We start from the raw sequence: 22,322 nt of genomic DNA, 5'->3' as shown, positions 1-22,322 counted from the left end.
GACCCGGTGCAGGCCACGCCGGTGACGCGGACGGCGGGGGGCCGTCGGGCGTGGCGGACCCGCCGCCGTACGCACACGGACGGGGTAGCGGCCAGCGGGCGGTGGGCGGGCCCAGCGGCGCCGTAGGCCCGCGACCGGACCGCCCCGACCGTTGCCAGTGACACGGGCCGGGGCAAAGGCGGGCGCGCCGGATCGGCGTACTCGCGCCGGTCACTCGGGCCGCAGGGGCAGTCGGGGCGGATGCGGTGCCGGCCGTGCGGAAGTGGGGTGTCGGCGGGTGGGTGCGCCGTGCGCGTGCGGGGGACAATCGCGGTAAGGCACCACCTCGTGAGGGAGGTCCCATGCCGCTGCGATCCGCCCGTTCCCGCTCCGTGCCCCCGGACGCCGTGCACCATCCGCTCTTCGCCCGCTACTACGCCCGGTTCAGCACGAGCGCCGAGACCCGGATGGGCATGGCGCGGGTGCGTGAGCGGCTGCTCGCCGGACTGTCCGGGCGGGTGATCGAGGTCGGCGCGGGCAACGGCCTGAACTTCGCGCACTATCCGGGCGCCGTCTCGGAGGTCGTCGCCATCGAACCGGAGCGTACCCTGCGGCAACTGGCCGTGGACGCGGCACTGCGCGCCCAGGTGCCGGTCGACGTGGCGCCGGGTGCGGCGGAGGCGCTGCCGGTCAAGAGCGAGGCGTTCGACGCGGCCGTCGTGTCGCTGGTGCTGTGCAGCGTGCGGGACGTGCCGCGGGCGCTCGGGGAGCTGCGGCGGGTGCTGCGGCCCGGCGGCGAGCTGCGCTTCTTCGAGCACGGGCGGGGCGGCGGACGGATGATGACCTTCACCCAGCGCGCGCTGGACCGGACGGTGTGGCCGTCGCTTGCGGGCGGCTGCCACGTGTCCCGCGACCCGGTCGCCGCGCTGCGGGACGCCGGGTTCATCCTGGGCCCGTACCGGCGGACGCTGATGCCGGAGAACGGGCCGGCGCTGCCGATGTCGTACTGCGTCCTCGGCACGGCCTGGCGACCGCCCGGGGACGACGTCCCCTAGGCGCGGTGCGCGGCCGTCACACGCTCCACTGGCGCAGTTCGTGCGCGATGTCGTCGACCGACGCCTCGCCGCTCTTGACCAGCAGGGCCAGGTCCCGTACCTGCTCGGGCGTGGTGGCGACCTTGACGCCGCTGGCGACCAGGTAGGCGTAGGCGACCGCGGAGGCGAACAGGGCGTTGGAGCGCTCCAGCGCGGGGACGTGGATCAGGAGCTGGAGCAGCGCCGCGGCGCGGGCGTACGGGCCGTCGTAGACGGGGACGTCGAATATCTCGGCGCGGTGGCGGGCGACGGCGGCGACGAGAGCACCCCAGTCGGTGACCTCGGGGTCTCCCGGGGTGCGCTGCTCGGCGAGCATCAGCAGCCAGGCGAGGTCGATGGTGAGTTCGTTCAACGGCTCAGCGGCGGCGCTCGCCGGCCTCCTCCGCGAAGACCTTCTCGTACTGCTGCATGAAGTCGGCGGCGGCCTCCACGAAGGTGCGGCCGGCCTCGCCGGTGTCCTGCCGGACCAGTTCCTCGATGTAGCGGTTGACGCTCATCCCCCGGGCCATGGCCCGTTCGCGGGCGGCCCGGGCGGTGCCCTCGTCCACCCGCACATTCAGCTGGGCCTTCTGGGTCTTCGCCATACCTCGAAGCTAGCGCCGGAACGCTAGCAGGGGCAAGGGCGGCAACGGGCGGACCGGTACCGAGGGAGGATTCCGGTGTGCGCCGGGGCGCCCTAGTCTGGCGCCCCGGCACAGACCCCCGAGGAGGCCGTCTTGTCCACTCGTCCGTTCCGTTTCGGCGTCAATCTGATGGCTTCCGCCCCGGCCGCGCAGTGGAGCGAGAAATGCCGGCGGGCCGAGGAGCTGGGCTACGACGTGATCCTGGTGCCGGACCATCTCGGCATGGTGGCTCCGTTCCCGGCGCTGGTCGCGGCGGCCCGGGCCACCGAGCGGCCCCGGGTGGGCACGTTCGTGCTCAACGCCGGATTCTGGAACCCGGCGCTGCTGGCCCGGGAGGTGGCGACCACGGACGCCCTGACGGGCGGGCGCCTGGAGCTGGGGCTCGGCACCGGCTACGTACGGGCGGAGCACGACGCGGCGGGTCTGCCCTTCGGCTCACCGGGCGAACGTGTCGATCATCTGCGGCGGACGGTGGAGGAACTGGAGCGGCTGCTCGGCGACGAGGAGTACCTGCCGCGGCCGGTGCAGCGGCCCCGGGTGCCGCTGCTCATCGGCGCCAACGGCGACCGGATGCTGGAACTGACCGCGCGGCACGCCGACATCGCCGCGTTCACGGGCGGCCGTACGGTGCCGGGGAGCACGACGGGGCAGCTGGCGCCCGTCACCGCCGAGGAGCTCGACGAACGCGTGGCGCGGTACCGCGAGCTGGCGGCGGGCCGCGAGGAGCCGGCGGAGCTGAACCTGCTCATCCAACTGGTGGCCGTCACCGGCGACCGCGAGGCCGCCGTCCGCCCCCTGCTGGAACGCGTGCCGCACCTGACCGCTGACCAGGCGCTGGAGCTGCCCCTCTTCCTGATGGGCACCCTCGAGGAGATCACCGCGCAGGTGCGCGCACAGCGCGAGCGGTACGGATTCACGTACCTGACCGTCCTGGAGCCGTCCATGGAGGCGTTCGCCCCGGTGATGCGGGCGCTGCGCGACGCCTGACGGCCCGCCTGCCGTCCGCATGCCGGAATTCGCCTTCGGCCTTCCGCGGCGCGTGGTGGGATCACCGGATGAACGATCTTCGGATACGGGCCGCCGGGCCCGAGGACCTGGACGCCGTGCTGGCCTTCTGGAAGGTGGCCGCGGAGGGGACGAGCATCAGCGACGACCGGGACGGCGTGGAGCGTCTGGTCGCCCGCGATCCCGACGCGCTGATCCTCGCCGAGCAGGGCGGCACGCTGGTGGGCACGGTGATCGCCGGCTTCGACGGCTGGCGCTGCCATCTCTACCGGCTGGCGGTGCACCCCGACCATCGTCGCCGGGGGATCGGCTCGGCCCTGCTGGACGCCGCGGAGGCGCGGTTCGTACGGCTCGGCGGGCGGCGCGCGGACGCGATGGTGCTGGTGCGCAACGAACGGGCGCAGCATGCGTGGCGGGCCTCCGGGTACGCGCCCCAGGAGCAGTGGCGACGCTGGGCCAAGCCCCTCACCGACTGAAAGGCAGTGAGCACCGGCACATGAGCGAGTGTCCCGGCGCACGACATCGCGCGAACCTCCACGTCCTGTCCGATCATGGAACCGAGGTGACCCGATGACCGAAGTGCTCCTGCTGCTGGTGGCGATCCTGCTCTCGCTCGCGTGCGGCGCCTTCGTCGCGGCCGAGTTCTCGCTGACCACCGTCGAGCGCGGCGAACTGGAGCGCGCCGCCGCGCGCGGCGAACGGGGCGCGGCGAGCGCGTTGAAGGGCGTACGGAATCTGACGTTCCAGCTGTCCGGGGCGCAGCTCGGCATCACGGTCACCAACCTGGTGGTCGGCATGCTGGCCGAACCGTCGGTCGCGGCGCTCATCGCGGGCCCGCTGGAGGACGCCGGGGTGTCCCGCTCGGCGGCCTCCTCGCTGGCGCTGGTGCTGGGCACCGCCCTGTCCACGGTCTTCCTGATGATCGTCGGCGAGCTGGTGCCGAAGAACTGGGCGATCTCCTCGCCGCTGGCCGTCGCCAAACGGGTGGGCGGTCCGCAGCGCTGGTTCAGCATGGCCTTCCGGCCCTTCATCACCCATCTGAACAACTCGGCCAACCGCGTCGTGCGCCGCCTCGGCGTGGAGCCCGCGGAGGAACTCGCGTCCGCGCGCGGGCCGCAGGAGCTGGCGGCGCTCGCCCGGCACTCCGCCAAGGAGGGCGCCCTGGAGCCCGACACCGCCGAACTGTTCGTGCGGACCCTGAACCTCGCCGACCTGACGGCGGAGAACGTGATGACCCCGCGCGTCCAGGTCATCGCCCTGGACTGGCGGGCGACCTGCGAGGACGTGGCGAACGCGACGCGGGCGACCGGGCTGTCCCGGTTCCCTGTCTTCCGGGACACCCTCGACGCGGTGGTGGGGACGGCCCACGTGAAGGACGTGCTGGCGGTGCCCGCCGAGCGCCGGCCCCGGGTGCCGGTCGCCGAGCTGATGCGCGAGCCGCTGCTCGTGCCCGAGACCCTGACCGTCGACCGGCTCCTGGACCGGCTGTCCGGGCGGCGCACGATGGCCGTCGTCATCGACGAGTACGGCGGGACGGCGGGCGTGGCCACGCTGGAGGACATCGTCGAGGAGGTCGTCGGCGAGGTGCGCGACGAGCACGATCCGCACGAGATCCCCGAGCTGGACGCGGCCGGCACCGACGAGCAGGGCCACGCGCTGTTCTGGGCCGACGGCGCGGCCCGGGTGGACCGGCTCGTCCGCCTCGGCCTGCGGGTGCCGGAGGGTCCGTACGAGACGGTCGCCGGACTGGTCGCGGCCCGGCTGGGCCACATCCCCGCCGTCGGCGACACCGTCGACCTCGAGGGCTGGCGGCTGGACGTCGTGGACGCGACGGGGCGCCGGGCGGCCAGGGTGCTGCTGCACGCGCCGCTCGACGACGAACGGTCCCGTGACGGCGAGGACGGGGAGGCCGGACGGTGACCGCCGTACAGCTGCTGATCGGTCTGGCGACGCTCGTCGTCAACGCCTTCTTCGTGGGCGCCGAGTTCGCGCTGATCTCCGTGCGCCGCAGCCAGGTGGAGCCGTACGCCGAGGAGGGCGACCGGCGGGCGAAGAGCGTGCTGTGGGGTCTGGAGCACGTGTCCGCGCTGCTGGCGGCGGCCCAGCTGGGCATCACGCTGTGCACGCTGGTCCTCGGCATCGTCGCGGAACCGGCGATCGCGCATCTGCTGGAGCCGGTGTTCCACGCGGTGGGCGTGCCGTCGGGAGCGGGGCACGCGGTGTCCTTCGTGATCGCCCTGGCCCTGGCGACGTACCTGCACATGCTGCTCGGCGAGATGGTCCCGAAGAACATCGCGCTGGCCGAGCCGGTGCGCAGCGCGCTGCTGCTCGGGCCGCCACTGGTGGGGCTGTCCCGCGCGCTGCGCCCGGTGATCTTCACGGTGAACGCCTTCGCGAACGCGCTGCTCAAGCTGCTCCGGGTGGAGGCGAAGAACGAGGTCTCGGCGACCTTCACGGACCGGGAGCTGGCCGAGATCGTCAAGGACGCCAGCGAGGCCGGGCTGATCGACGACCGCGCCCAGGAGCGGCTGCACGACGCCCTGGAACTGGGCCGCCGGCCGGTGCGGGACGTGGTGCTGCCGCTGGAACGCGTCGTGCACGCGCGCGTGGGCATCACGCCGGAGCAGTTGGAGCGGTTGTCGGCCGAGTCCGGGTTCTCGCGCTTCCCGGTGGTGGACGACGGGCGGCGGATCGTCGGCTACCTGCACGTCAAGGACGCCCTGGACGCCTCCCCCCGGGACCTGCCGTTCCGGTTGCGGGACATGCGGCCCATCGCCCGGGTGCGGGAGGCCACGCCGCTGGACGACGTGCTCACGGCGATGCGCGGCAGCCGTACGCACCTGGCGGCGGTCCTGGGCTCCGACGGGCGGCTGGCGGGACTGGTGACCATGGAGGACGTGCTGCGGGAGCTGTTCGGCCGGCGCACCTGACCGGCCGCCCCCGCGGAGGGCGACCGACCGGCGGGTATGGAGTCGGGTTACCATCTTCGTCGCCATGCAGACGAACCCCACCCACACCAGCCTCGTCGCCGTCGGCGACTCCTTCACCGAGGGCATGTCCGACCTGCTGCCCGACGGTTCCTACCGGGGCTGGGCCGACGTCCTCGCGGCGCGGATGGCCGCCCGCTCCCCCGGTTTCCGGTACGCGAACCTCGCCGTGCGCGGGAAGCTGATCGGGCAGATCGTCGACGAGCAGGTGGACGTCGCGGCGGCCATGGGAGCCGATGTGATCACGCTGGTCGGCGGGCTCAACGACACCCTGCGGCCCAAGTGCGACATGGCCCGGGTACGGGATCTGCTGACGCAGGCCGCGGAGCGGCTGGCCCCGAACTGCAAGCAGCTGGTGCTGATGCGCAGCCCCGGCCGGCAGGGCCCGGTGCTGGAGCGGTTCCGGCCGCGCATGGAGGCGCTGTTCGCGATCATCGACGACCTCGCCGGGCAGCACGGGGCCGTGGTCGTGGACCTGTACGGGGCGCAGTCGCTGGCCGACCCGCGCCTGTGGGACGTGGACCGGCTGCACCTGACGGCCGACGGTCACCGCCGGGTCGCGGAGGCCGTGTGGCAGGCGCTCGGCTACGAGCCCGAGGACCCCCAGTGGCACGCCCCGATCCCGGCGTCGCCGCCGCCGGGCTGGATCATGCGCCGCACCGCGGACGTCCGGTTCGCCCGGCAGCACCTGCTGCCCTGGATAGGCCGCAGGCTGACGGGCCGCTCGTCCGGCGACGGCCTGCCGCCCAAGCGCCCGGAGCTGCTGCCGTACGAGGATCCGGCGTGATCCTTCGCGGGCCAGCACGGTGTTCGTAGCTTCCGACGAACAACCCCGCGGCGCTGGCCTGCACGAATCGCCAGTAGAATCCGTTTACGTGACTTCCGCTCCCGCCAAGCCCCGCATCCCGAACGTCCTCGCCGGACGCTACGCCTCCGCCGAGCTCGCCACGCTCTGGTCGCCCGAGCAGAAGGTGAAGCTCGAGCGGCAGCTCTGGCTCGCCGTGCTGCGTGCCCAGAAGGACCTGGGCATCGAGGTGCCCGACGCCGCGATCGCCGACTACGAGCGCGTCCTCGACCAGGTCGACCTGGCCTCCATCGCCGAGCGCGAGAAGGTCACGCGGCACGACGTGAAGGCGCGGATCGAGGAGTTCAACGACCTCGCCGGGCACGAGCACGTGCACAAGGGCATGACCTCCCGCGACCTGACGGAGAACGTCGAGCAGCTGCAGATCCGGCTGTCGCTGGAGCTGATCCGCGACCGTTCGGTGGCCGTCCTGGCCCGCCTCGGCAAGCTGGCCGGCGAGTACGCCGAGCTGGTCATGGCCGGCCGCTCGCACAACGTGGCCGCGCAGGCGACGACGCTGGGCAAGCGGTTCGCCACCGCCGCCGACGAGCTGCTCGTGGCCCACGGCCGGGTGGAGGAACTGCTCGGCCGCTACCCGCTGCGCGGCATCAAGGGCCCCGTCGGCACCGCCCAGGACATGCTGGACCTGCTCGGCGGGGACGCCGGCAAGCTCGCGGAGCTGGAGCAGCGGATCGCCGGGCACCTCGGCTTCTCGCAGGCGTTCACCTCCGTCGGCCAGGTCTACCCGCGCTCGCTGGACTACGAGGTCGTCACCGCGCTGGTGCAGCTGGCGGCGGCGCCGTCCTCGCTGGCGAAGACGATCCGGCTGATGGCCGGGCACGAGCTGGTCACCGAGGGCTTCAAGCCCGGCCAGGTCGGCTCCTCGGCGATGCCGCACAAGATGAACACCCGCTCCTGCGAGCGCGTGAACGGCCTGATGGTGATCCTGCGCGGCTACGCCTCGATGACCGGCGAGCTGGCGGGCGACCAGTGGAACGAGGGCGACGTGTCCTGCTCGGTGGTGCGCCGGGTCGCGCTGCCGGACGCGTTCTTCGCGCTGGACGGGCTGCTGGAGACGTTCCTGACCGTGCTCGACGAGTTCGGCGCCTTCCCCGCCGTCGTGGCCCGCGAGCTGGACCGCTACCTGCCGTTCCTCGCCACCACCAAGGTGCTGATGGGTGCGGTGCGGGCCGGGGTCGGCCGGGAGGTCGCGCACGAGGCGATCAAGGAGAACGCCGTCGCCTCCGCGCTGGCGATGCGCGAGCAGGGCGCCGAGCGCAACGAGCTCCTCGACAAGCTGGCCGCCGACGAGCGCATCCCGCTGGACCGTGCCGGGCTGGACGCCCTGATGGCCGACAAGCTCTCCTTCACCGGCGCCGCGGCCGACCAGGTCGGCGTCGTCGTCGGCCGGATCGAGGAGATCGTCAAGCAGCACCCGGCCGCCGCGGGCTACACCCCCGGAGCGATCCTCTGACCCGCTTCACCCGGGCCGAACTGGAGGCCGCCCGCGACCGTCTCGTACCGGACGTCGTCGCGGACGGCCTCCACGTGCTGTTCTGCGGCATCAACCCCGGCCTGCTGTCGGCGGCGACGGGGCACCACTTCGCCCGCCCGGGCAACCGGTTCTGGCCGGTGCTGCATCTGTCCGGCTTCACTCCGCGGCAGCTGAAGCCGTCGGAGCAGCAGGAGCTGCTGTCGTACGGACTCGGCATCACCAACGTCGTGGCCCGGGCGAGCGCGCGGGCGGACGAGCTGACCGCCGAGGAGTACCGGGAGGGCGGCCGGCTGCTGGCGCTGAAGGTGGCGCGGCTGCGGCCCCGTTGGCTGGCCGTCGTCGGTGTCACCGCGTACCGGGCGGCGTTCGACGACCGCAAGGCCCAGGTGGGCCCGCAGGAGCGGACGATCGGGGGCACCCGGGTGTGGGTCCTGCCCAACCCCAGCGGGCTGAACGCGCACTGGACCGCGCAGACGATGGCGGAGGAGTTCGCGCGGCTGCGGATCGCGGCGGAACCGGAGGCGTAGGCGGCGGTCACGGCGGGGCCTGCTCCGTGACCACGGCCAGCAACTGCACCTCGTCCGTCTCGTCCCGGTCGGCGACGGCCACCGCGATCCATCGGCCCGTCCCCTCCGCGTCCCAGAGGTAGGCCACGCGGGCACGGGCGCTGAGGGTGGCCCACGGCTCGGGTATCTCCTCCGCCTCGGTCCGCAGCAGGACCGTCTGCAGGTTCCAGGGGTCCGTCTCCCCCCAGCGCGTGGCGAGGCGCTCGTGGAGAGCGTCCCTGCACTTCTCGTACTGCTCGACCGTCACCGCCCGCTCCGCCCGGTCGCCGCCGCGCAGGCCGTGGCTGCTCTCCAGCACCACGACGACCCGGCCCGGACCCCCTGCGCCGTCGCCCGACGGGCCGTGCTCCGCCGGGAAGGGCCGGAAGCACAGCTCGTCGATGAGCGCGATGTGCTGCGCGATGTTCATGCGATCCAGTAAACCGGCCGCCACTGACAATTGGCGGTGCGTCAGCCGCGCCCGGCTCAGGCGTCCCGGTGGCGCAGCCGCCAGGCCCCCGCGAGGACGGCGGCGGCCGCCCACAGTGCGGTCACCGCGAGTCCCGTCCACGGGCCCAGGGACCCGTCGTGCGCCTGGTACAGGACGACTTGACCCGCCTTGTCCGGCAGGAAGTCGGTGGCGCCGCCCGCCGCGTCCCCGATCACGAACGAGACGACGAGGATGAAGGGGATGACGGTGGACAGCGTGGCCATGCCGCTGCGGAACAGAGCGGTGAGACCGGCGGCGAGCAGGGCCATCAGCATCAGGTAGATCCCGCAGCCCACCACCCCGCGCACCTGCTCGCCGGCGGTGAGTCCGTCCGCCGCCGGGCCGAGGCCCGCCCGGGCCGCGACGAGGGCGGCGCCGGCGGTCAGCAGCCCCACGGTCAGGACCGGTACCGCGACGACCACGAGCTTCGCCGCGAACCACCGGCCGCGCTGCGGGACCGCGGCCAGAGAGAGCCGGATGCCGTTCCCTTGGTACTCCGACGACACGGCCATGGCCCCGAAGGCGATCGCGGCGATCTGCCCCGGCCAGACGCCGGACAGGGCCGTGAACAGGGGGTCGAAGCCCGGGTCGGAGGTGCCGGAGGAACCGGCCAGCGCGGAGAACGCCGTGGTGACCGCGAAGACGGCCAGCAGTGTGCCGCACAGCGAGCGCACGGTGCGGATCTTGAGCGCCTCGGAGCGGAGTACGGGTGTGACGTGCATGGTCAGGCCTCCTGGGACTGTGCGGGCTGCACGGGCTGAGCGGGCTGCGCCGTGAACTCGGCCTCGGCGGCCGTCAGGTCCAGGTAGGCCTGCTCCAAGGTCCCCTCGTCCGGGGCCAGTTCGAGGATCGGGACGCCCGCCCCGGAGACGACGCGGCCGATGTCGTCCACGCGCGCGTGGTGCACGGTCCAGTGCCCGTCGGCGTGTTCCACCGCGTCGTGGCCGTGCCGGGCGAGGACGGACTTCAGGGCGCCGGCGTCCGAGGTGCGGATGCGGACACGCGGCCGCACGCGCGCGTCGATGAACTCCCGCATCGGGGTGTCGGCCAGCAGCCGGCCCCGGCCGAGGACCACCAGGTGGTCGGCGAAGGACGCGGTCTCGTTCATCAGGTGACTGGAGACCAGAACCGTGCGGCCCTCGGCCGCGAGCCGCCGCAGCAGCTCACGGATCCAGATGATGCCTTCGGGGTCCAGCCCGTTGGAGGGCTCGTCCAGCATGATCACCTCGGGGTCGCCAAGGAGCGCGGCGGCGATGCCCAGCCGCTGGCGCATGCCCAGGGAGTACGTCCTCACCCGGCGGCGGGCCGCCGACGCGATACCCGTCTCCTCCAGCACCTCGTCGACCCGGCGGACCGGGACACGGTTGCTCGCCGCCAGGACGCGCAGGTGGTCACGGGCGGTGCGCGAGCCGTGCGCGGCGTGCGCGTCGAGCAGGGCGCCGACGTGCCGCAGCGGCTCGGGGAGCGTGTCGTAGGGGCGCCCGCCGACGGTGGCGGTCCCGGAGGTGGGCCGGTCCAGGCCGAGCACCAGCCGCATGGTGGTGGACTTCCCGGCACCGTTGGGACCGAGGAATCCGGTGACGCGGCCGGGGCGCACGGTGAAGGTGAGGTCGTCGACGGCTCGTCGGGTGCCGTACTCCTTGGTGAGGTTCTGGACGTCGATGCTGGTCATGACAGCAGCGTGGCCGCTCGTACGGGGGCGGGTCCTCCCCCGCCGGTGGAGATCGTCTCCCCCGGGCGGGGGAGGCCGGTCGCGGTGGCGGCTGGCACGATGACGAAATGGTCCGCCTGCTGCGCCCCTTGGCCCGGGGCACGACGTACACACGGCTGCTGCACCTGTGGGTGCCCATGCTCGTGGTGAGTGTGTGGGCACTCATCGACGACGGGAGCCTGTGGGTGCCCGCCGCGCTGCTGGTCCCCCTCGGGTTCGTCCCGGCGGTGCGGACCGGCGAGGGCGTGCAGGCCCGCCTGCTGCTCACGCCCGGTCACGAGGACACCGCCTTCTCGGTCGCCCCCTCGGCGAGCCTGCGGGACCGGCTGCGCACGGTGGTGTGGCTGGAACTGCGCATGGTGCTGGGCGGCTTGGCCACGGCCGCGTGCGTCTGGCTGCCGATCCTCACCGTCGAGCTGGTCCGGCTCGCCCTCGGACACCGGATCGACGGCATTCCGCTGCTGCGGGATGCCGCTCCGCACTGGGCGTACGCCCTTCTCGCGCCGGTTCCCGTCCTCGCGCTGTACGGCGCCTTGGTCGGTCTCGGCGTGCTGGCGACGGCGGGAGCCCGCGCGCTCCTCGGCCCGTCCGCCGCGGAACGGCTCAGTGCCCTCGAGGAACGCACCGAGCAACTCCTGGAGCGCAACCGCATCGCCCGCGAGCTGCACGATTCCATCGGCCACGCGCTGACGGTCGCCGTCGTCCAGGCGGGCGCCGCGCGGGCGGCGGGCGACCCCGCCTTCACCGACCGCGCCCTGACCGCGATCGAGGAGACCGGCCGGGCGGCTCTGGAGGACCTGGAGCGGGTGCTCGGGGTACTGCGGGAGGCCGAGCGGCCCGCGAGCAGCCGGCCGACGCTCGTGGACGCCGACCGGCTGCTGGAGTCCGCCCGTGCTTCCGGGGCGAAGGTCGACGCCGAGGTGACGGGCCCGCTGGAGACGCTGCCGGGTCCGGTCTCGCGGGAGGGCTACCGCATCCTTCAGGAGGCGCTGACCAATGTGCTGCGGCACGCGGGGTCGGTCCCCGTGCGGGTCCGGGTCCGTGTGGCGGACGGCAGCCTAGGGCTGGAGGTGCGCAATCCGCTGCCGGACGGGAGAGCGGGGCCGGGGCGCGGCAGCGGCCTGCGCGGCATACGCGAGCGGGCCGCGCTGCTGGGCGGGCGTGCGCACACGGGGCCCGACGACGCCGGTGACTGGCAGGTCCACGTCGAGCTGCCGATCGGCTGATCTACGCTGGGCGGATGCCGGTCAGAGTTCTCCTCGTCGACGACGAGCCCCTCGTACGCGCGGGCCTGCGTGCCGTGTTGGAGGCGCAGCCCGACATCGAGGTGGCCGGGGAGGCGGCCGACGGGGCGGCGGTCATTCCGCTGGTGCGGCAGCTGCGGCCGGACGTGGTCGCCATGGACGTCCGCATGCCGTTGCTGGACGGCATCGAGGCGACGCGCGCGCTGCTGCGGACGGTGCCCGAGCCCCCGAAGATCCTCGTGGTGACAACCTTCGAGAACGACGAGTACGTGTACGAGGCGCTGCGCGCGGGCGCCGACGGGTTCCTGCTGAAGCGGGCCCGGCCGGCCGAGATCGTGCACGCGGTGCGGCTGATCGCCGAGGGCGATTCCCTGCTGTTCCCCGCCTCGGTGCGGCAGCTGGCCGCCGAGTACGGCGACGGCGGCGGGAACCGTGCGGCCCGCGCGGAGCTGGAGCGGGCGCGGCTGACCGAGCGGGAGGGCGAGGTGCTGCGGCTGATGGCGCGCGGGCTGTCGAACGCGGAGATCGCCGCCCGGCTGGTCGTCGGCACGGAGACGGTCAAGTCGCACGTGAGCGCGGTGCTGGCGAAGCTGGGGGCGCGGGACCGCACGCAGGCGGTGATCACGGCGTACGAGTCCGGGTTCGTGGCCCCGGGTTGAGGCACTCCGGCGGGGCCGGGGACGGGCGGACCGGCGCTCGCCCGCCGGGAGCGGGCCGAGTACGATCCGGCCAACACGCGCACGAGCTGGGAGGACGGACGTTGGGCGGGCTGACCGGCGGGGATCCGTCGCTGTTGCGGAGGATCAACTCCGCGGTGGTGCTGCACGCGCTGCGTGCCACGGACTGCGCGACGCTGACCGAGATCACCCGGGTGACGGGGCTGTCCCGGCCGACCGTCGAGGGCGTCGTCGAGGGGCTCATCGAGGCCGGTCTGGTCGTCGAGACGGCCGCCGACGACGGCATGGCCCGGCGGCAGGGGCGGCCCGCGCGGCGGTTCCGGTTCCGGGCGGAGGCGGGGCACCTGCTGGGGCTCGAGATCGGGCCGCACCGGGTCGCCGCGCTCCTCGCCGATCTGGACGGGCGGGTGATCGGCGCCCAGGCGAAGGACGTCGAGGAGACCGCCCCGGCCGACGAGCGGCTGGAGCGGCTGCGCACCGCGGTCGCCGAGCTGCTGCGCCGGGCCGGTGTCGCACGCGGTTCCCTGCGGGCCGTGGGGGCGGCCACGCCCGGGATCGTCGAGGCGGACGGCACGGTGCGGCTGGGCACCGCGCTGCCCGAGTGGACGGGGCTGCGGCTGGGCGAGCGGCTGCGCCGTTCCTTCAAGTGCCCGGTGCTGGTGGAGAACGACGCGAACGCGGCGGCGGTCGCCGAGCACTGGAAGGGTGCCGCCACCGAGTCCGACGACGTGGTGTTCGTGCTGGCCGGGCTGAGTCCCGGGGCCGGTGCGCTGATCGGCGGGCGGCTGCACCGGGGGTACGGCGGGGCGGCGGGCGAGATCGGCGCACTGCACCTGCTGGGCCGGGACGTGACGCCGGAGACGCTGCTGTCCACCACCGACCAGCCGCTGCATCCGCTGGACGAGCAGGCGGTCGCCAAGGTCTTCGCCGAGGCGCGGGACGGCGACCAGCGGGCCCGTGCCGCCGTCGAGCGTTTCCTCCAGCGGCTGGTGCACGACGTGGCGGCGCTGGTGCTGGCCCTGGATCCGGAGCTGGTCGTCATCGGCGGCTGGGCGGCCGGACTGGACGGCGTCCTGGAGCCGCTGCGGCGGGAACTGGCCCGCTACTGCCTGCGGCCGCCGAGGGTGGCCCTGTCGCTGCTCGGCGAGGCCGCCGTGGCGACCGGCGCGCTGCGGCTGGCCCTCGACCACGTGGAGGAGCAGCTGTTCGCGGTGGAGGGCGCGACTGCCCGCCGCTGAACCGCTCGCCGCGGGGCCGCACATGTCGCTCCGCCGGGCCGGTCCCGTTCGCCGGTACGGCGGCCCGGTGACCCGTCCGTCTCCGGCTCCGGCGGTCGCCGGTGACTGCCGTGCGCAGCGACGGCGCGGGACGAGCCGGAGGGCGGCGGAGCCCCGTGCGGGACGAGCCGGAGGGCGGCGGGGCCGGGTGCGAGCCAGCCGGAGCTGGATTCGGGCCCGATGCCCGTGACAACCGAAGCTGGGCGCGGGCCGGATTCGCGGCAACCGGAGCTCGAAGCGGACCCGATGCCCGGCAACCAGGGCTGGGCGTGGCCCGACGCGCGGCGACCGGAACTCGGCGCGGGCCCGGTGCGGAACAGCCGGACCTCGAGGCGGAGCCGATGGGGGACGACCCGGAGACCGCCCCCGACCCGGGCACGGCCCGGTTGTACGGCCCGGTTGTACGGCCCGCCACGCGGCCGGCTCTTCGTGCGGGCACGCGATCGAGGCCGGGTCACCGCATCACGGACCCGGTCAGGAGCCCTGGGTCCCCGGGCCGCGGGCACGCGCCGAAGGCCGGGCCCGCCGCGTCGTGGACCGCCGGTCAGGAGGCCCGGGTCTGCGGGCCGTGGTGGATCTCCATGTCGCCCGAGTCGCCGAAGGTCAGCCGGCAGGTGTCCGCACGGTAGGTGGCGACGGAGAGCGCCGCGGTGCGGCCCCCGGCGAGGTAGCGGGTGGTGACCACCAGAACCGGCGCCCCCGGGAGGCGGTCGAGCTCCTTGGCGTCCTCGGCGCCGGCCGAGCCCAGCTCGACGGCGTTCTCCCGGCGCTCCAGCTCCAGCCGCTGCAGCTCACGCAGGACGGCACGCGCGCGTGCGGCACCGGAGGGGGCGTCGATGGCGGTGAGGTCGGGCACCGAGGCCGAGGGGATGTACAGCAGCTCCGCCGCGACGGGCCGGCCATGGCTCACGCGGGAGCGGCGGACGGTGTGCACGGGCTCGTCGCGGCCGGTCCCCAGGGCGTCGGCGACGGCCGCGGGGGGTGCCGCGGCGACGCAGTCGGCCGGCTGCCAGGCGTCGTCGGCGGTGCCGGGCCAGGCGTGCTGCCGGGGGCCGACGGCCACGCCCACGCGGGGCGGCGCGACGGTGGTGCCGACGCCGCGGCGGCGCTGGAGCCTGCCTTCCAGTTCGAGCTGCTCCAGGGCCTGGCGGAGCGTCGCGCGGGCGACGCCGAAGCGTGCGGCGAGGTCGCGCTCGTTGGGCAGGACCTCACCCACCGAGAATTCCGAGTCCAGGGCCTCGCTGAGCATGGTCCTGAGGTGCCAGTACTTCGGCTCCGGTACCGATTCCAACTGCGTGGTCCCCACCCTGTCCTCCGCAATCGCCGTGGTCCGGCGGCGTTTTGGCGCCCTTGTTTATTAAAGGTTGTTGAAGTTCTCTGCGACGATAGGACGGCCCACCCCCTTGGTCAAGACCAATCCTCGATCCCCTGCGCGCGGCCGGGGCGCGGAGCGGGACGGTGTTCACGGGGTGTTCGTACGGGGTCGCGCACATGACACGACGGCGAAGCCCCCGTCGCACGGACGGGGGCTTCTGCCGGGGCAGCCGGTGGGGACGACCGTCAGTCGGTGGCCAGCGACCGCAGCTTGTCGGGGTTGCGGACGATGTACACCGCCTGGACGCGCCCGTCGGCGATGTCCAGCTGGAGGACGAAGTCGGGCTTGCCCCCCGCCAGCATCAGGGCGGCCGGGCCGCCGTTGACCTCCAGGAAGCGCAAGGTGGCGTCCGGGGCGTTCTTGCGGGCGGCGCCGATGAGGAAGCGCCCCACCTTGTCCGCGGTCTCCAGCACGCGCAGCGGTGCCCTCGACTTGCCGCCGCTGTCGCCGACCAGCCGGACGCCGGGGGCGAGCATCGCCATCAGCCCTTCGAGGTCGCCCTCGGCCGCCGCGGCGAGGAACCGCTCGGTGAGATCGCGGCGCTGCGCGGGGTCGACGTCGTAGCGGGGCCGGCGTTCGTCGACGTGCTTGCGGGCCCGTGCGGCGAGCTGGCGCACGGCGGGCTCCTCGCGCTCCAGCACGGCCGCGATGTCGGCGTACGGGTAGCCGAACGCCTCGCGCAGCACGAACACCGCCCGTTCCAGCGGTGACAGCGACTCCAGGACGACGAGGACGGCCAGCGAGACGGAGTCGGCGAGCACGGCCCGCTCGGCGCTGTCCGGTACCACGTCGCCGAAGTCGGTGACGTAGGGCTCGGGCAGCCAGGGGCCGACGTACGTCTCGCCCCGCGACTTGATCTGGCGCAGCCGGTCGACGGCGAGGCGGGTGGTGACGCGCACCAGGTAGCCGCGCGGCTCGCGGACGTCGGTCCGGTCGGCCCGGGACCAGCGCAACCAGGCCTCCTGGACCACGTCCTCCGCATCGGCGAGGCGGCCCAGCATGCGGTAGGCGACGCCCAGGAGGAGGGGACGGTGCTCTTCGAAGACGTCGGTCGAGATGTCGGTGGTCACCACCCCATCCCAGCGGACGCGCCCGGCCGTGTCCAGGCGGAACCGCCGACGCCACGGGGCCGCCCCGGGACCGGCGGCGACCGGGGGCTACCCGTCGGTAGCTCTTACTGACAGTCTGTCTAGGCAACGCCGGCAGCGTTCGCGCGTTCCGGCACCACGTGTTCCCGACAAGGAGCCCCATGCCCGCAACGCTCTCCTTCACAGCCCCCACCGAGCACGGTCCGCAGGACATCACCCTCGCCTACGCGCGCGTGGGCGCCGGCGAGCCGCTGCTCCTGCTGCACGGCATCGGTCACCACCGGCAGGCCTGGGACCCGGTGGTCGACATCCTCGCGACGGAGCGGGAGGTGACAGCCGTGGATCTGCCGGGGTTCGGGCAGTCACCGGCGCTGCCGCACGGGCTGCCGCACGACCTGCCGACGACGAACGCGGTGCTCGCCGCCTTCTGCGCCGCCCTGGGGCTGGACCGGCCGCACGTGGCGGGCAACTCCCTGGGCGGTCTGCTGGCCCTGGAACTCGGGCGGGAGAATCTGGTGCGGTCGGTCACGGCCCTGTCCCCGGCCGGGTTCTGGTCGCAGGCCGAGCGGCGCTACGCGTTCACCGTGCTCGCGGGGATGCGCCGGACCGCCCGGAGCCTGCCGCTCCCCCTGGTCGAGCGACTGTCCCGCACGGCGGCCGGACGCACCGCTCTGACCAGTACGATCTACGCCCGTCCCGCCCGCCGCTCCCCCGAGGCCGTGGTCGCCGAGACGCTGGCACTCGCCCACGCGGAGGGGTTCGCCGAGACCCTCCGGGCAGGCCGGACCGTCCGGTTCACCGACGACGTCCCCGGCATCCCCGTGACCGTGGCGTGGGGCGACCGGGACCGGCTGCTCCTGCCCCGGCAGGGCGTACGCGCCAAGCACGCCATTCCGCGGGCCCGGCTGGTGCGGCTGCGCGGCTGCGGTCACGTCCCGATGAACGACGACCCGGCGATGGTCGCGCGGGTGATCCTGGACGGCAGCCGCGCTCAGGAGGCCGACGCCCCGAGGACCTCGGTCGGCACGGTCGGGTCGTAGAGGCGTGAACGGCCCGGGCCGAGGCGGCGGTCCGGCAGCGCACGGTCCGCCGGATCGCCGGTCCGACCCCTCGTAAAGTGGGGGCGATCGGGAGGACGCGATGTTCGGGGGGCTGCTTTCATGACGCCGTCGACCGGTCCGGACGGCCGGCCGGGTTCCGCCGACCGCAGCGCCGCCTGGGAGCTGCTGCTGCCCGCCGCCTCGGCACCGGCCCGCACGCGGGGCCGCGCCCTCCAGGCGGCGCTGCGGGACGCGGTCCGCTCGGGCCGGCTCGCCCAGGGCACCCGTCTGCCGTCGAGCCGGGACCTCGCGGCCGACCTCGGGGTGTCGCGAGGGCTGGTGACGGAGGCGTACGAGCAGCTGACCGCCGAGGGCTATCTGCGCAGCGGGCGGGGTGCGGGGACCTGGGTGGGGGACGCCGTGCGGGCCGCCCGCCCGCGCGCCCGTGATCTCGCCCCGCGCTCCCCCGGCGTCCGCGTCGACTTCGTGCCGGGGACACCGGACCTGTCGCTCTTCCCGCGCTCGGCGTGGGCGGCGGCGCAGCGGAGCGTGCTGACGGAGCTGCCGCACGAGGGCCTCGGCTATCCGGACCCGCGCGGTCTCCCCCGGCTGCGGACCGCGCTGGCCGAACTCCTCACGCGGCGCCGGGGCGTGGTGGCGGACCCCGAGCGGATCGTGGTGGTCTCCGGGGTGGCGCAGGCGTCGGCGCTGCTCGGCGGCGTCCTCCACGCGCGCGGGACGCGTACGGTCGGCATGGAGGATCCCGGCAGCCCGCAGCACTGCGCCCTGTACGCGTCGGCGGGGGTGGGCACCCTGCCGCTGCCGCTGGACGAGGAAGGGCTCGCCATCCGTGCACTACGTGCCTCGGGTGTCCGCGCGGTCGTGACGACACCGGCCCACCAGTTCCCCACCGGCATCGCCTACTCGGCACGACGGCGCGCCGAACTGCTGGACTGGGCGCGGTCCGTGGACGGGCTCGTCCTGGAGGACGACTACGACGGCGACTTCCGCTACGACCGCGCCCCCGTGGGCGCGCTCCAGGGCCTCGACGCGGAACACGTCGCCTACACGGGCTCGGTGAGCAAGTCCCTCGCCCCGGGCCTGCGGCTGGGCTGGCTGCTGGTACCCGGGTCGCTCATGGACGAGGTGGTCGAGCGCAAGCGGACCACGGACCTCGGGCATCCCGCCCTCGACCAGGCGGTGTTCGCCCGGTTCCTGGAGCGCGGCGACTACGACCGTCAGCTGCGCCTGTGCCAGCGCGCCTACCGTGAGCGCCGCGACGCGCTGGTGGCCGCGCTGGCGGAGTACTTCCCCGGCGCCCGGGTCTCCGGGATCGCCGCCGGACTCCACGCCATCGCCGCGCTGCCCGGCCGGCACGGGCCCGAGGAGCGCTTCCTGGCGGCCGTGGCCGAGGCCGGTGTCGCGGTGCGGCCCCTGACGGCGTACGGGCACGCGGACGGCGGAGGCGGGGCGGGGCCGGGGGTGCGGCTGGTGCTCGGCTACGCGCATCTGCCGCCGGCCCGGATCCGCGAGGGGGTGCGGCTGATGGCCGGGGCGGTGCGGTCCGGCAACCGGTGAGGCCGCGGGCATCTCCACCGGGGCCCGCACGGCCGGTTGTTCACCCGGGGTTTGCGTGCGCGCCGTGCCGCCCCAGTAGGTCTTGCTGCGCACACCGGCCGGATCCCGTCCCTGGAGGCGCATCCATGTCCCACCGTCCGTTCCCCGGGCGCCGCAGCGTGCTGCGCCGCTCCCTCGCCGCGTCGGCGGCCCTGACCCTGCCCACGGCCCTCGGGGCGGCACCGGCGTTCGCCCGCTCCGGCCGGCCGGCCGCGGGCTGGGGCGTGCAGACGGGCGATGTGACGGCGCACTCCGGTCTGGTGTGGGTGCGCTCCGACCGGCCGGCCCGGATGATCGTCGAGACGTCCGCGACCGAGTCGTTCCGCAACCCGCACCGGTGGCACGGACCGCTGCTCGGCCGGGACACGGACTTCACCGGCACCACCCGGCTGCGCGGACTGCCGCCGGGCGAGCAGATCCACTACCGCGTGCTGCTCGCCGACCCGGACGACCCGCGCCGCACCGGCGAACCGGTCACCGGCACCTTCCGCACGGTGCCGGTCCGCCGCCGCGACGGCGTCCGCTTCGTGTGGTCCGGCGACCTGGCGGGCCAGGGCTGGGGCATCAACCCGGACCTCGGCGGCTACCGGATCTACGACGCGATGGGCGCCCTGGACCCGGACTTCTTCCTGTGCAGCGGCGACAACATCTACGCCGACGGCCCCATCCCGTCGACGGCCGCCCTGCCCGACGGCGGCACCTGGCGGAACATCACCACCGAGGAGAAGTCCAAGGTCGCCGAGACCCTCGCCGAGTTCCGCGGCAACTTCCGCTACAACCTGCTCGACGAGAACCTGCGGCGCTTCAACGCTCAGGTCCCGTCCATCGTCCAGTGGGACGACCACGAGGTGCGCAACAACTGGTACCCGGGGCAGGTGATCGCCGACACGGACAGCCGCTACACCGAGAAGAGTGTGGACGTGCTCGCCGCCCGGGCCCGGCGCGCCTTCGGCGAGTACGTCCCGGTCTCCACCCTGCGGCCCGGCGCACGCGAGGGACGTGTGCACCGGGTGCTGCGCCAGGGCCCGCTGCTGGACGTGTTCGTGCTGGACATGCGCACGTACCGCAACGCCAACTCGCCCGACGACCAGACCGTGGACCCGCAGGGCATCCTGGGCCGCGAACAGCTGGAGTGGCTCAAGCGGGAGCTGTCGCGCTCGCGTGCGGTGTGGAAGGTGATCGCCGCCGACATGCCGATCGGCCTGGTCGTGCCCGACGCCACCGAGGGGAAGGCGAACATCGAGGCGGTGGCGCAGGGCGATCCCGGCGCGCCGCTGGGCCGCGAACTGCAGATCGCCGAGCTGCTGCGCTTCGTCAAGCACCGGCGCATCACCGGCACGGTGTGGCTGACGGCCGACGTGCACCACACCTCGGCCCAGCACTACCAGCCGGCGCGGGCCGCGTTCACCGACTTCGAGCCGTTCTGGGAGTTCGTGTCCGGGCCGCTCAACGCGGGCGCGTTCCCGGCCAGCTCCCTCGACGGCACCTTCGGCCCGGAGCGGGTGTTCGTGAAGGCGCCGACCACCTCGAACGTCTCGCCCGCCGGCGGCTACCAGTTCTTCGGCGAGGTCGACATCGACGGTGACAGCGCCGAGCTGACGGTGCGGCTGCGCGAGCAGGACGGCACGGTGCTGTTCACCAAGGTGCTCCGGCCGGGGCTGGTCGGCCAGTAGCTCACGTACCCTGTGCGATGTGCCGCGCACCGGCGTCATCCCCCGGTGCGCGGCCCGGTGTTGGGCCGCGGGGCGCCGCCCTGCGGGAATCCGCGGCACCCCGCCCGCCGGGACCCGAATGTCCCGGAAGCGCTCTTTACCCATCGGTCACAGGGCGTTCGTGATCACGCAACACGGTTCCTCCACAGTGGTCGCATGAGTCGAGACATGTCTGAAGTGACCGGAGCCCTGGCGCAGGCGATCGAGCACGACCTCGGAACACCGGGCCTCATGGTCGTGGCCTCGATGGCCGCCCTGCTCGCCACGGCGGGCTTCCACACCTGGTGGGCACGGCGTCACGGGCACGCCCCGCCGGCGGAGGATACCGGCGCCCGGCCGCCGTCCGCCGGGCTGCGGGCCGGGCCGTCCGACCAGGTCACGGCGGAGACCGGGCCGGACCAGGCGGCGGAGGCCGGCTCCGGGGACAGCGCGCTGTGGCGGATGCGCACGACGGTGCGGGACGCGCCGGGGTCGCTGGCCGTCCTGTGCGCGGCGCTCGCCGACCGGCGGGTGGACATCCTGAGTCTCCAGACGCATCCGCTGGCCGACGGCACGGTGGACGAGTTCCTGCTCCGCGCCCCGGGCGGGCTGAGCGGGTCCGAGCTGGCCGCGGTGGTGACGGCGGCGGGCGGCGCCGACACCTGGACCGAGCGGGCCGACGCCCACGACCTGGTCGACGCGCCGACCCGGGTCCTGGGGCTGGCCGCCCGTACGGCGCTGGACGCCGCGGAACTGCCCTTGGCGCTGCGTCAGTTGCTGGGCCGGTGCACGATCCGGTCGCTGCCCGCCGGAGCACGCGCGGACGCCGGGGTCCCCGCGGAAGGCGCTCTCGAGGGCACCGTGCTGCGGCTGCGCGCCCCGGAGGGCGGAGTGATCAGCGTGGAGCGGCCGTATCTGCCGTTCACCCCCGCCGAGTTCGCCCGGGCGCGGGCGCTGGTCGAACTGGACGCCCGGCTCGGTCCGCGCCTTCCACGCGGCCGGGACGTGCTGACGCTGCCCGAGGGCCACGACATCACGGTCCGCCGCGCCGACACCCGTGACCTGCGGGCGGCGAAGGCGATGCACGAACGGTGCTCGGACCGGACCCTCGGGATGCGCTACCACGGCCCGGTCGGTGACACCGACCGGTATCTGAACCACCTGCTCAGCCCGCGCTACGGCCGGACCCTCGCGGTGCAGACCGCTTCGGGCCGGATCGTCGGGCTCGGCCATCTGCTGTGGGACGGGGACGAGACGGAGGTCGCCCTGCTCGTCGAGGACTCCTGGCAGCGCCGGGGCATCGGCGGCGAACTGCTCGGGCGGCTCGTGGCGATGGCGGCGGAGACGGGCTGCGCGAGCGTGTACGCCGTCACGCAGGCGTCGAACACCGGCATGGTCGCCGCGATGCGCGGCCTGGGCCTCCCCCTCGACTACCAGATCGAGGAGGGGACCCTGGTCATCACCGCCCGGCTCGACACGGCGGCCCGTGCGGCGGCGCGGCTGCCGCACGGGGAGCGGATCGGCAGGGACTAGGACCCGT

The 22,322-nt window shown here is 74.2% G+C and carries 22 protein-coding genes; 15 read left to right on the top strand and 7 right to left on the bottom strand.

The features are described from left to right. The first annotated feature begins 341 nt into the window (after positions 1-341). Positions 342-1,034 (top strand): class I SAM-dependent methyltransferase, encoded by a 693-nt coding sequence (locus IEZ05_RS18195; protein WP_189231189.1) that lies wholly within the window; start codon positions 342-344, stop codon positions 1,032-1,034. Positions 1,035-1,050: 16 nt separating this feature from the next. Here the strand turns inward: IEZ05_RS18195 and IEZ05_RS18190 are convergent, their stop codons facing one another. Together IEZ05_RS18190 and IEZ05_RS18185 are read right to left on the bottom strand one after the other, a co-directional pair. Next, on the bottom strand, positions 1,051-1,425 hold the full coding sequence (locus IEZ05_RS18190; protein WP_189231188.1) for a fic family toxin-antitoxin system, toxin component: 375 nt from the start codon (positions 1,423-1,425) through the stop codon (positions 1,051-1,053). 4 nt (positions 1,426-1,429) lie between these two features. Then, positions 1,430-1,657 (bottom strand): toxin-antitoxin system HicB family antitoxin, encoded by a 228-nt coding sequence (locus tag IEZ05_RS18185; protein WP_189231187.1) that lies wholly within the window; start codon positions 1,655-1,657, stop codon positions 1,430-1,432. Between the two features lie 132 nt (positions 1,658-1,789). Here IEZ05_RS18185 and IEZ05_RS18180 point away from each other — a divergent pair, with 132 nt between their 5' ends. The 7 genes from IEZ05_RS18180 (at position 1,790) to mug (ending at position 8,554) form a co-directional block, all read left to right on the top strand. Further along, entirely contained in the window at positions 1,790-2,683 is an 894-nt protein-coding gene (locus IEZ05_RS18180; RefSeq protein WP_189231186.1) for an LLM class F420-dependent oxidoreductase, read from the top strand. Positions 2,684-2,751: 68 nt separating this feature from the next. Beyond that, a complete protein-coding gene (locus IEZ05_RS18175) occupies positions 2,752-3,177 on the top strand; it encodes a GNAT family N-acetyltransferase (RefSeq protein WP_189231185.1) in 426 nt (141 codons plus the stop codon). Between the two features lie 94 nt (positions 3,178-3,271). Then, the gene (locus IEZ05_RS18170) at positions 3,272-4,621 is read left to right on the top strand and encodes a hemolysin family protein (RefSeq protein WP_189231184.1); all 1,350 of its coding nucleotides are present in this window, start codon (positions 3,272-3,274) and stop codon (positions 4,619-4,621) included. Next, entirely contained in the window at positions 4,618-5,631 is a 1,014-nt protein-coding gene (locus tag IEZ05_RS18165) for a hemolysin family protein (RefSeq protein WP_189231183.1), read from the top strand. Before IEZ05_RS18170 ends, IEZ05_RS18165 begins: the two co-directional genes overlap by 4 nt. A 64-nt stretch (positions 5,632-5,695) precedes the next feature. Next, a complete protein-coding gene (locus tag IEZ05_RS18160; RefSeq protein WP_189231182.1) occupies positions 5,696-6,475 on the top strand; it encodes an SGNH/GDSL hydrolase family protein in 780 nt (259 codons plus the stop codon). 88 nt (positions 6,476-6,563) lie between these two features. After that, positions 6,564-8,006, top strand: coding sequence for an adenylosuccinate lyase (purB, locus tag IEZ05_RS18155; protein WP_189231181.1), 1,443 nt, complete (start codon positions 6,564-6,566; stop codon positions 8,004-8,006). Continuing rightward, on the top strand, positions 8,003-8,554 hold the full coding sequence (gene mug / locus IEZ05_RS18150) for a G/U mismatch-specific DNA glycosylase (protein WP_189231440.1): 552 nt from the start codon (positions 8,003-8,005) through the stop codon (positions 8,552-8,554). The genes purB and mug overlap by 4 nt, the downstream gene beginning before the upstream one ends. Before the next feature lie 7 nt (positions 8,555-8,561). On the opposite strand, the gene IEZ05_RS18145 is transcribed toward mug, so the two are convergent. From IEZ05_RS18145 to IEZ05_RS18135, 3 genes are read right to left on the bottom strand one after another with little or no spacing between them, the layout of a single operon-like run. Further along, a complete protein-coding gene (locus IEZ05_RS18145; RefSeq protein WP_189231180.1) occupies positions 8,562-9,002 on the bottom strand; it encodes a hypothetical protein in 441 nt (146 codons plus the stop codon). 56 nt (positions 9,003-9,058) lie between these two features. Further along, complete coding sequence (locus tag IEZ05_RS18140; protein ID WP_189231179.1) at positions 9,059-9,784, bottom strand: ABC transporter permease; 726 nt, start codon at positions 9,782-9,784, stop codon at positions 9,059-9,061. 2 nt (positions 9,785-9,786) lie between these two features. Next, on the bottom strand, positions 9,787-10,734 hold the full coding sequence (locus IEZ05_RS18135; protein ID WP_189231178.1) for an ABC transporter ATP-binding protein: 948 nt from the start codon (positions 10,732-10,734) through the stop codon (positions 9,787-9,789). 107 nt (positions 10,735-10,841) lie between these two features. On the opposite strand from IEZ05_RS18135, the gene IEZ05_RS18130 reads away from it, so the two are divergent. The 3 genes from IEZ05_RS18130 to IEZ05_RS18120 all read left to right on the top strand — a co-directional run bounded on the left by IEZ05_RS18130 (position 10,842) and on the right by IEZ05_RS18120 (position 13,932). Then, entirely contained in the window at positions 10,842-11,999 is a 1,158-nt protein-coding gene (locus IEZ05_RS18130; RefSeq protein ID WP_189231177.1) for a sensor histidine kinase, read from the top strand. 14 nt (positions 12,000-12,013) lie between these two features. Continuing rightward, complete coding sequence (locus IEZ05_RS18125) at positions 12,014-12,676, top strand: response regulator transcription factor (RefSeq protein WP_189231176.1); 663 nt, start codon at positions 12,014-12,016, stop codon at positions 12,674-12,676. Between the two features lie 101 nt (positions 12,677-12,777). Next, the gene (locus IEZ05_RS18120) at positions 12,778-13,932 is read left to right on the top strand and encodes an ROK family transcriptional regulator (RefSeq protein WP_189231175.1); all 1,155 of its coding nucleotides are present in this window, start codon (positions 12,778-12,780) and stop codon (positions 13,930-13,932) included. Between the two features lie 583 nt (positions 13,933-14,515). On the opposite strand, the gene IEZ05_RS18115 is transcribed toward IEZ05_RS18120, so the two are convergent. Next, complete coding sequence (locus IEZ05_RS18115) at positions 14,516-15,277, bottom strand: GntR family transcriptional regulator (RefSeq protein ID WP_189231174.1); 762 nt, start codon at positions 15,275-15,277, stop codon at positions 14,516-14,518. A 254-nt stretch (positions 15,278-15,531) separates the two neighbouring features. Next, on the bottom strand, positions 15,532-16,416 hold the full coding sequence (locus IEZ05_RS18110) for an RNA polymerase sigma-70 factor (protein WP_189231173.1): 885 nt from the start codon (positions 16,414-16,416) through the stop codon (positions 15,532-15,534). A gap of 179 nt (positions 16,417-16,595) precedes the next feature. On the opposite strand from IEZ05_RS18110, the gene IEZ05_RS18105 reads away from it, so the two are divergent. The 4 genes from IEZ05_RS18105 (at position 16,596) to IEZ05_RS18090 (ending at position 22,315) form a co-directional block, all read left to right on the top strand. Next, positions 16,596-17,474, top strand: coding sequence for an alpha/beta fold hydrolase (locus IEZ05_RS18105; RefSeq protein WP_189231172.1), 879 nt, complete (start codon positions 16,596-16,598; stop codon positions 17,472-17,474). A 120-nt stretch (positions 17,475-17,594) separates the two neighbouring features. Beyond that, positions 17,595-19,052, top strand: a complete 1,458-nt coding sequence (gene pdxR, locus IEZ05_RS18100) for a MocR-like pyridoxine biosynthesis transcription factor PdxR (RefSeq protein ID WP_189231171.1) — start codon at positions 17,595-17,597, stop codon at positions 19,050-19,052. A 125-nt stretch (positions 19,053-19,177) separates the two neighbouring features. Next, positions 19,178-20,764: an alkaline phosphatase D family protein gene (locus tag IEZ05_RS18095; RefSeq protein WP_189231170.1), complete on the top strand. Its 1,587-nt coding sequence runs from the start codon at positions 19,178-19,180 to the stop codon at positions 20,762-20,764. A 207-nt stretch (positions 20,765-20,971) separates the two neighbouring features. Beyond that, complete coding sequence (locus IEZ05_RS18090; protein WP_189231169.1) at positions 20,972-22,315, top strand: GNAT family N-acetyltransferase; 1,344 nt, start codon at positions 20,972-20,974, stop codon at positions 22,313-22,315. Positions 22,316-22,322: the final 7 nt, after the last annotated feature.

This window comes from Streptomyces flaveolus (genome assembly GCF_014648815.1).
GTDB classification, from domain to species: Bacteria; Actinomycetota; Actinomycetes; order Streptomycetales; family Streptomycetaceae; genus Streptomyces; species Streptomyces flaveolus.
This window is presented reverse-complemented; position numbering and strand designations above follow the sequence as displayed.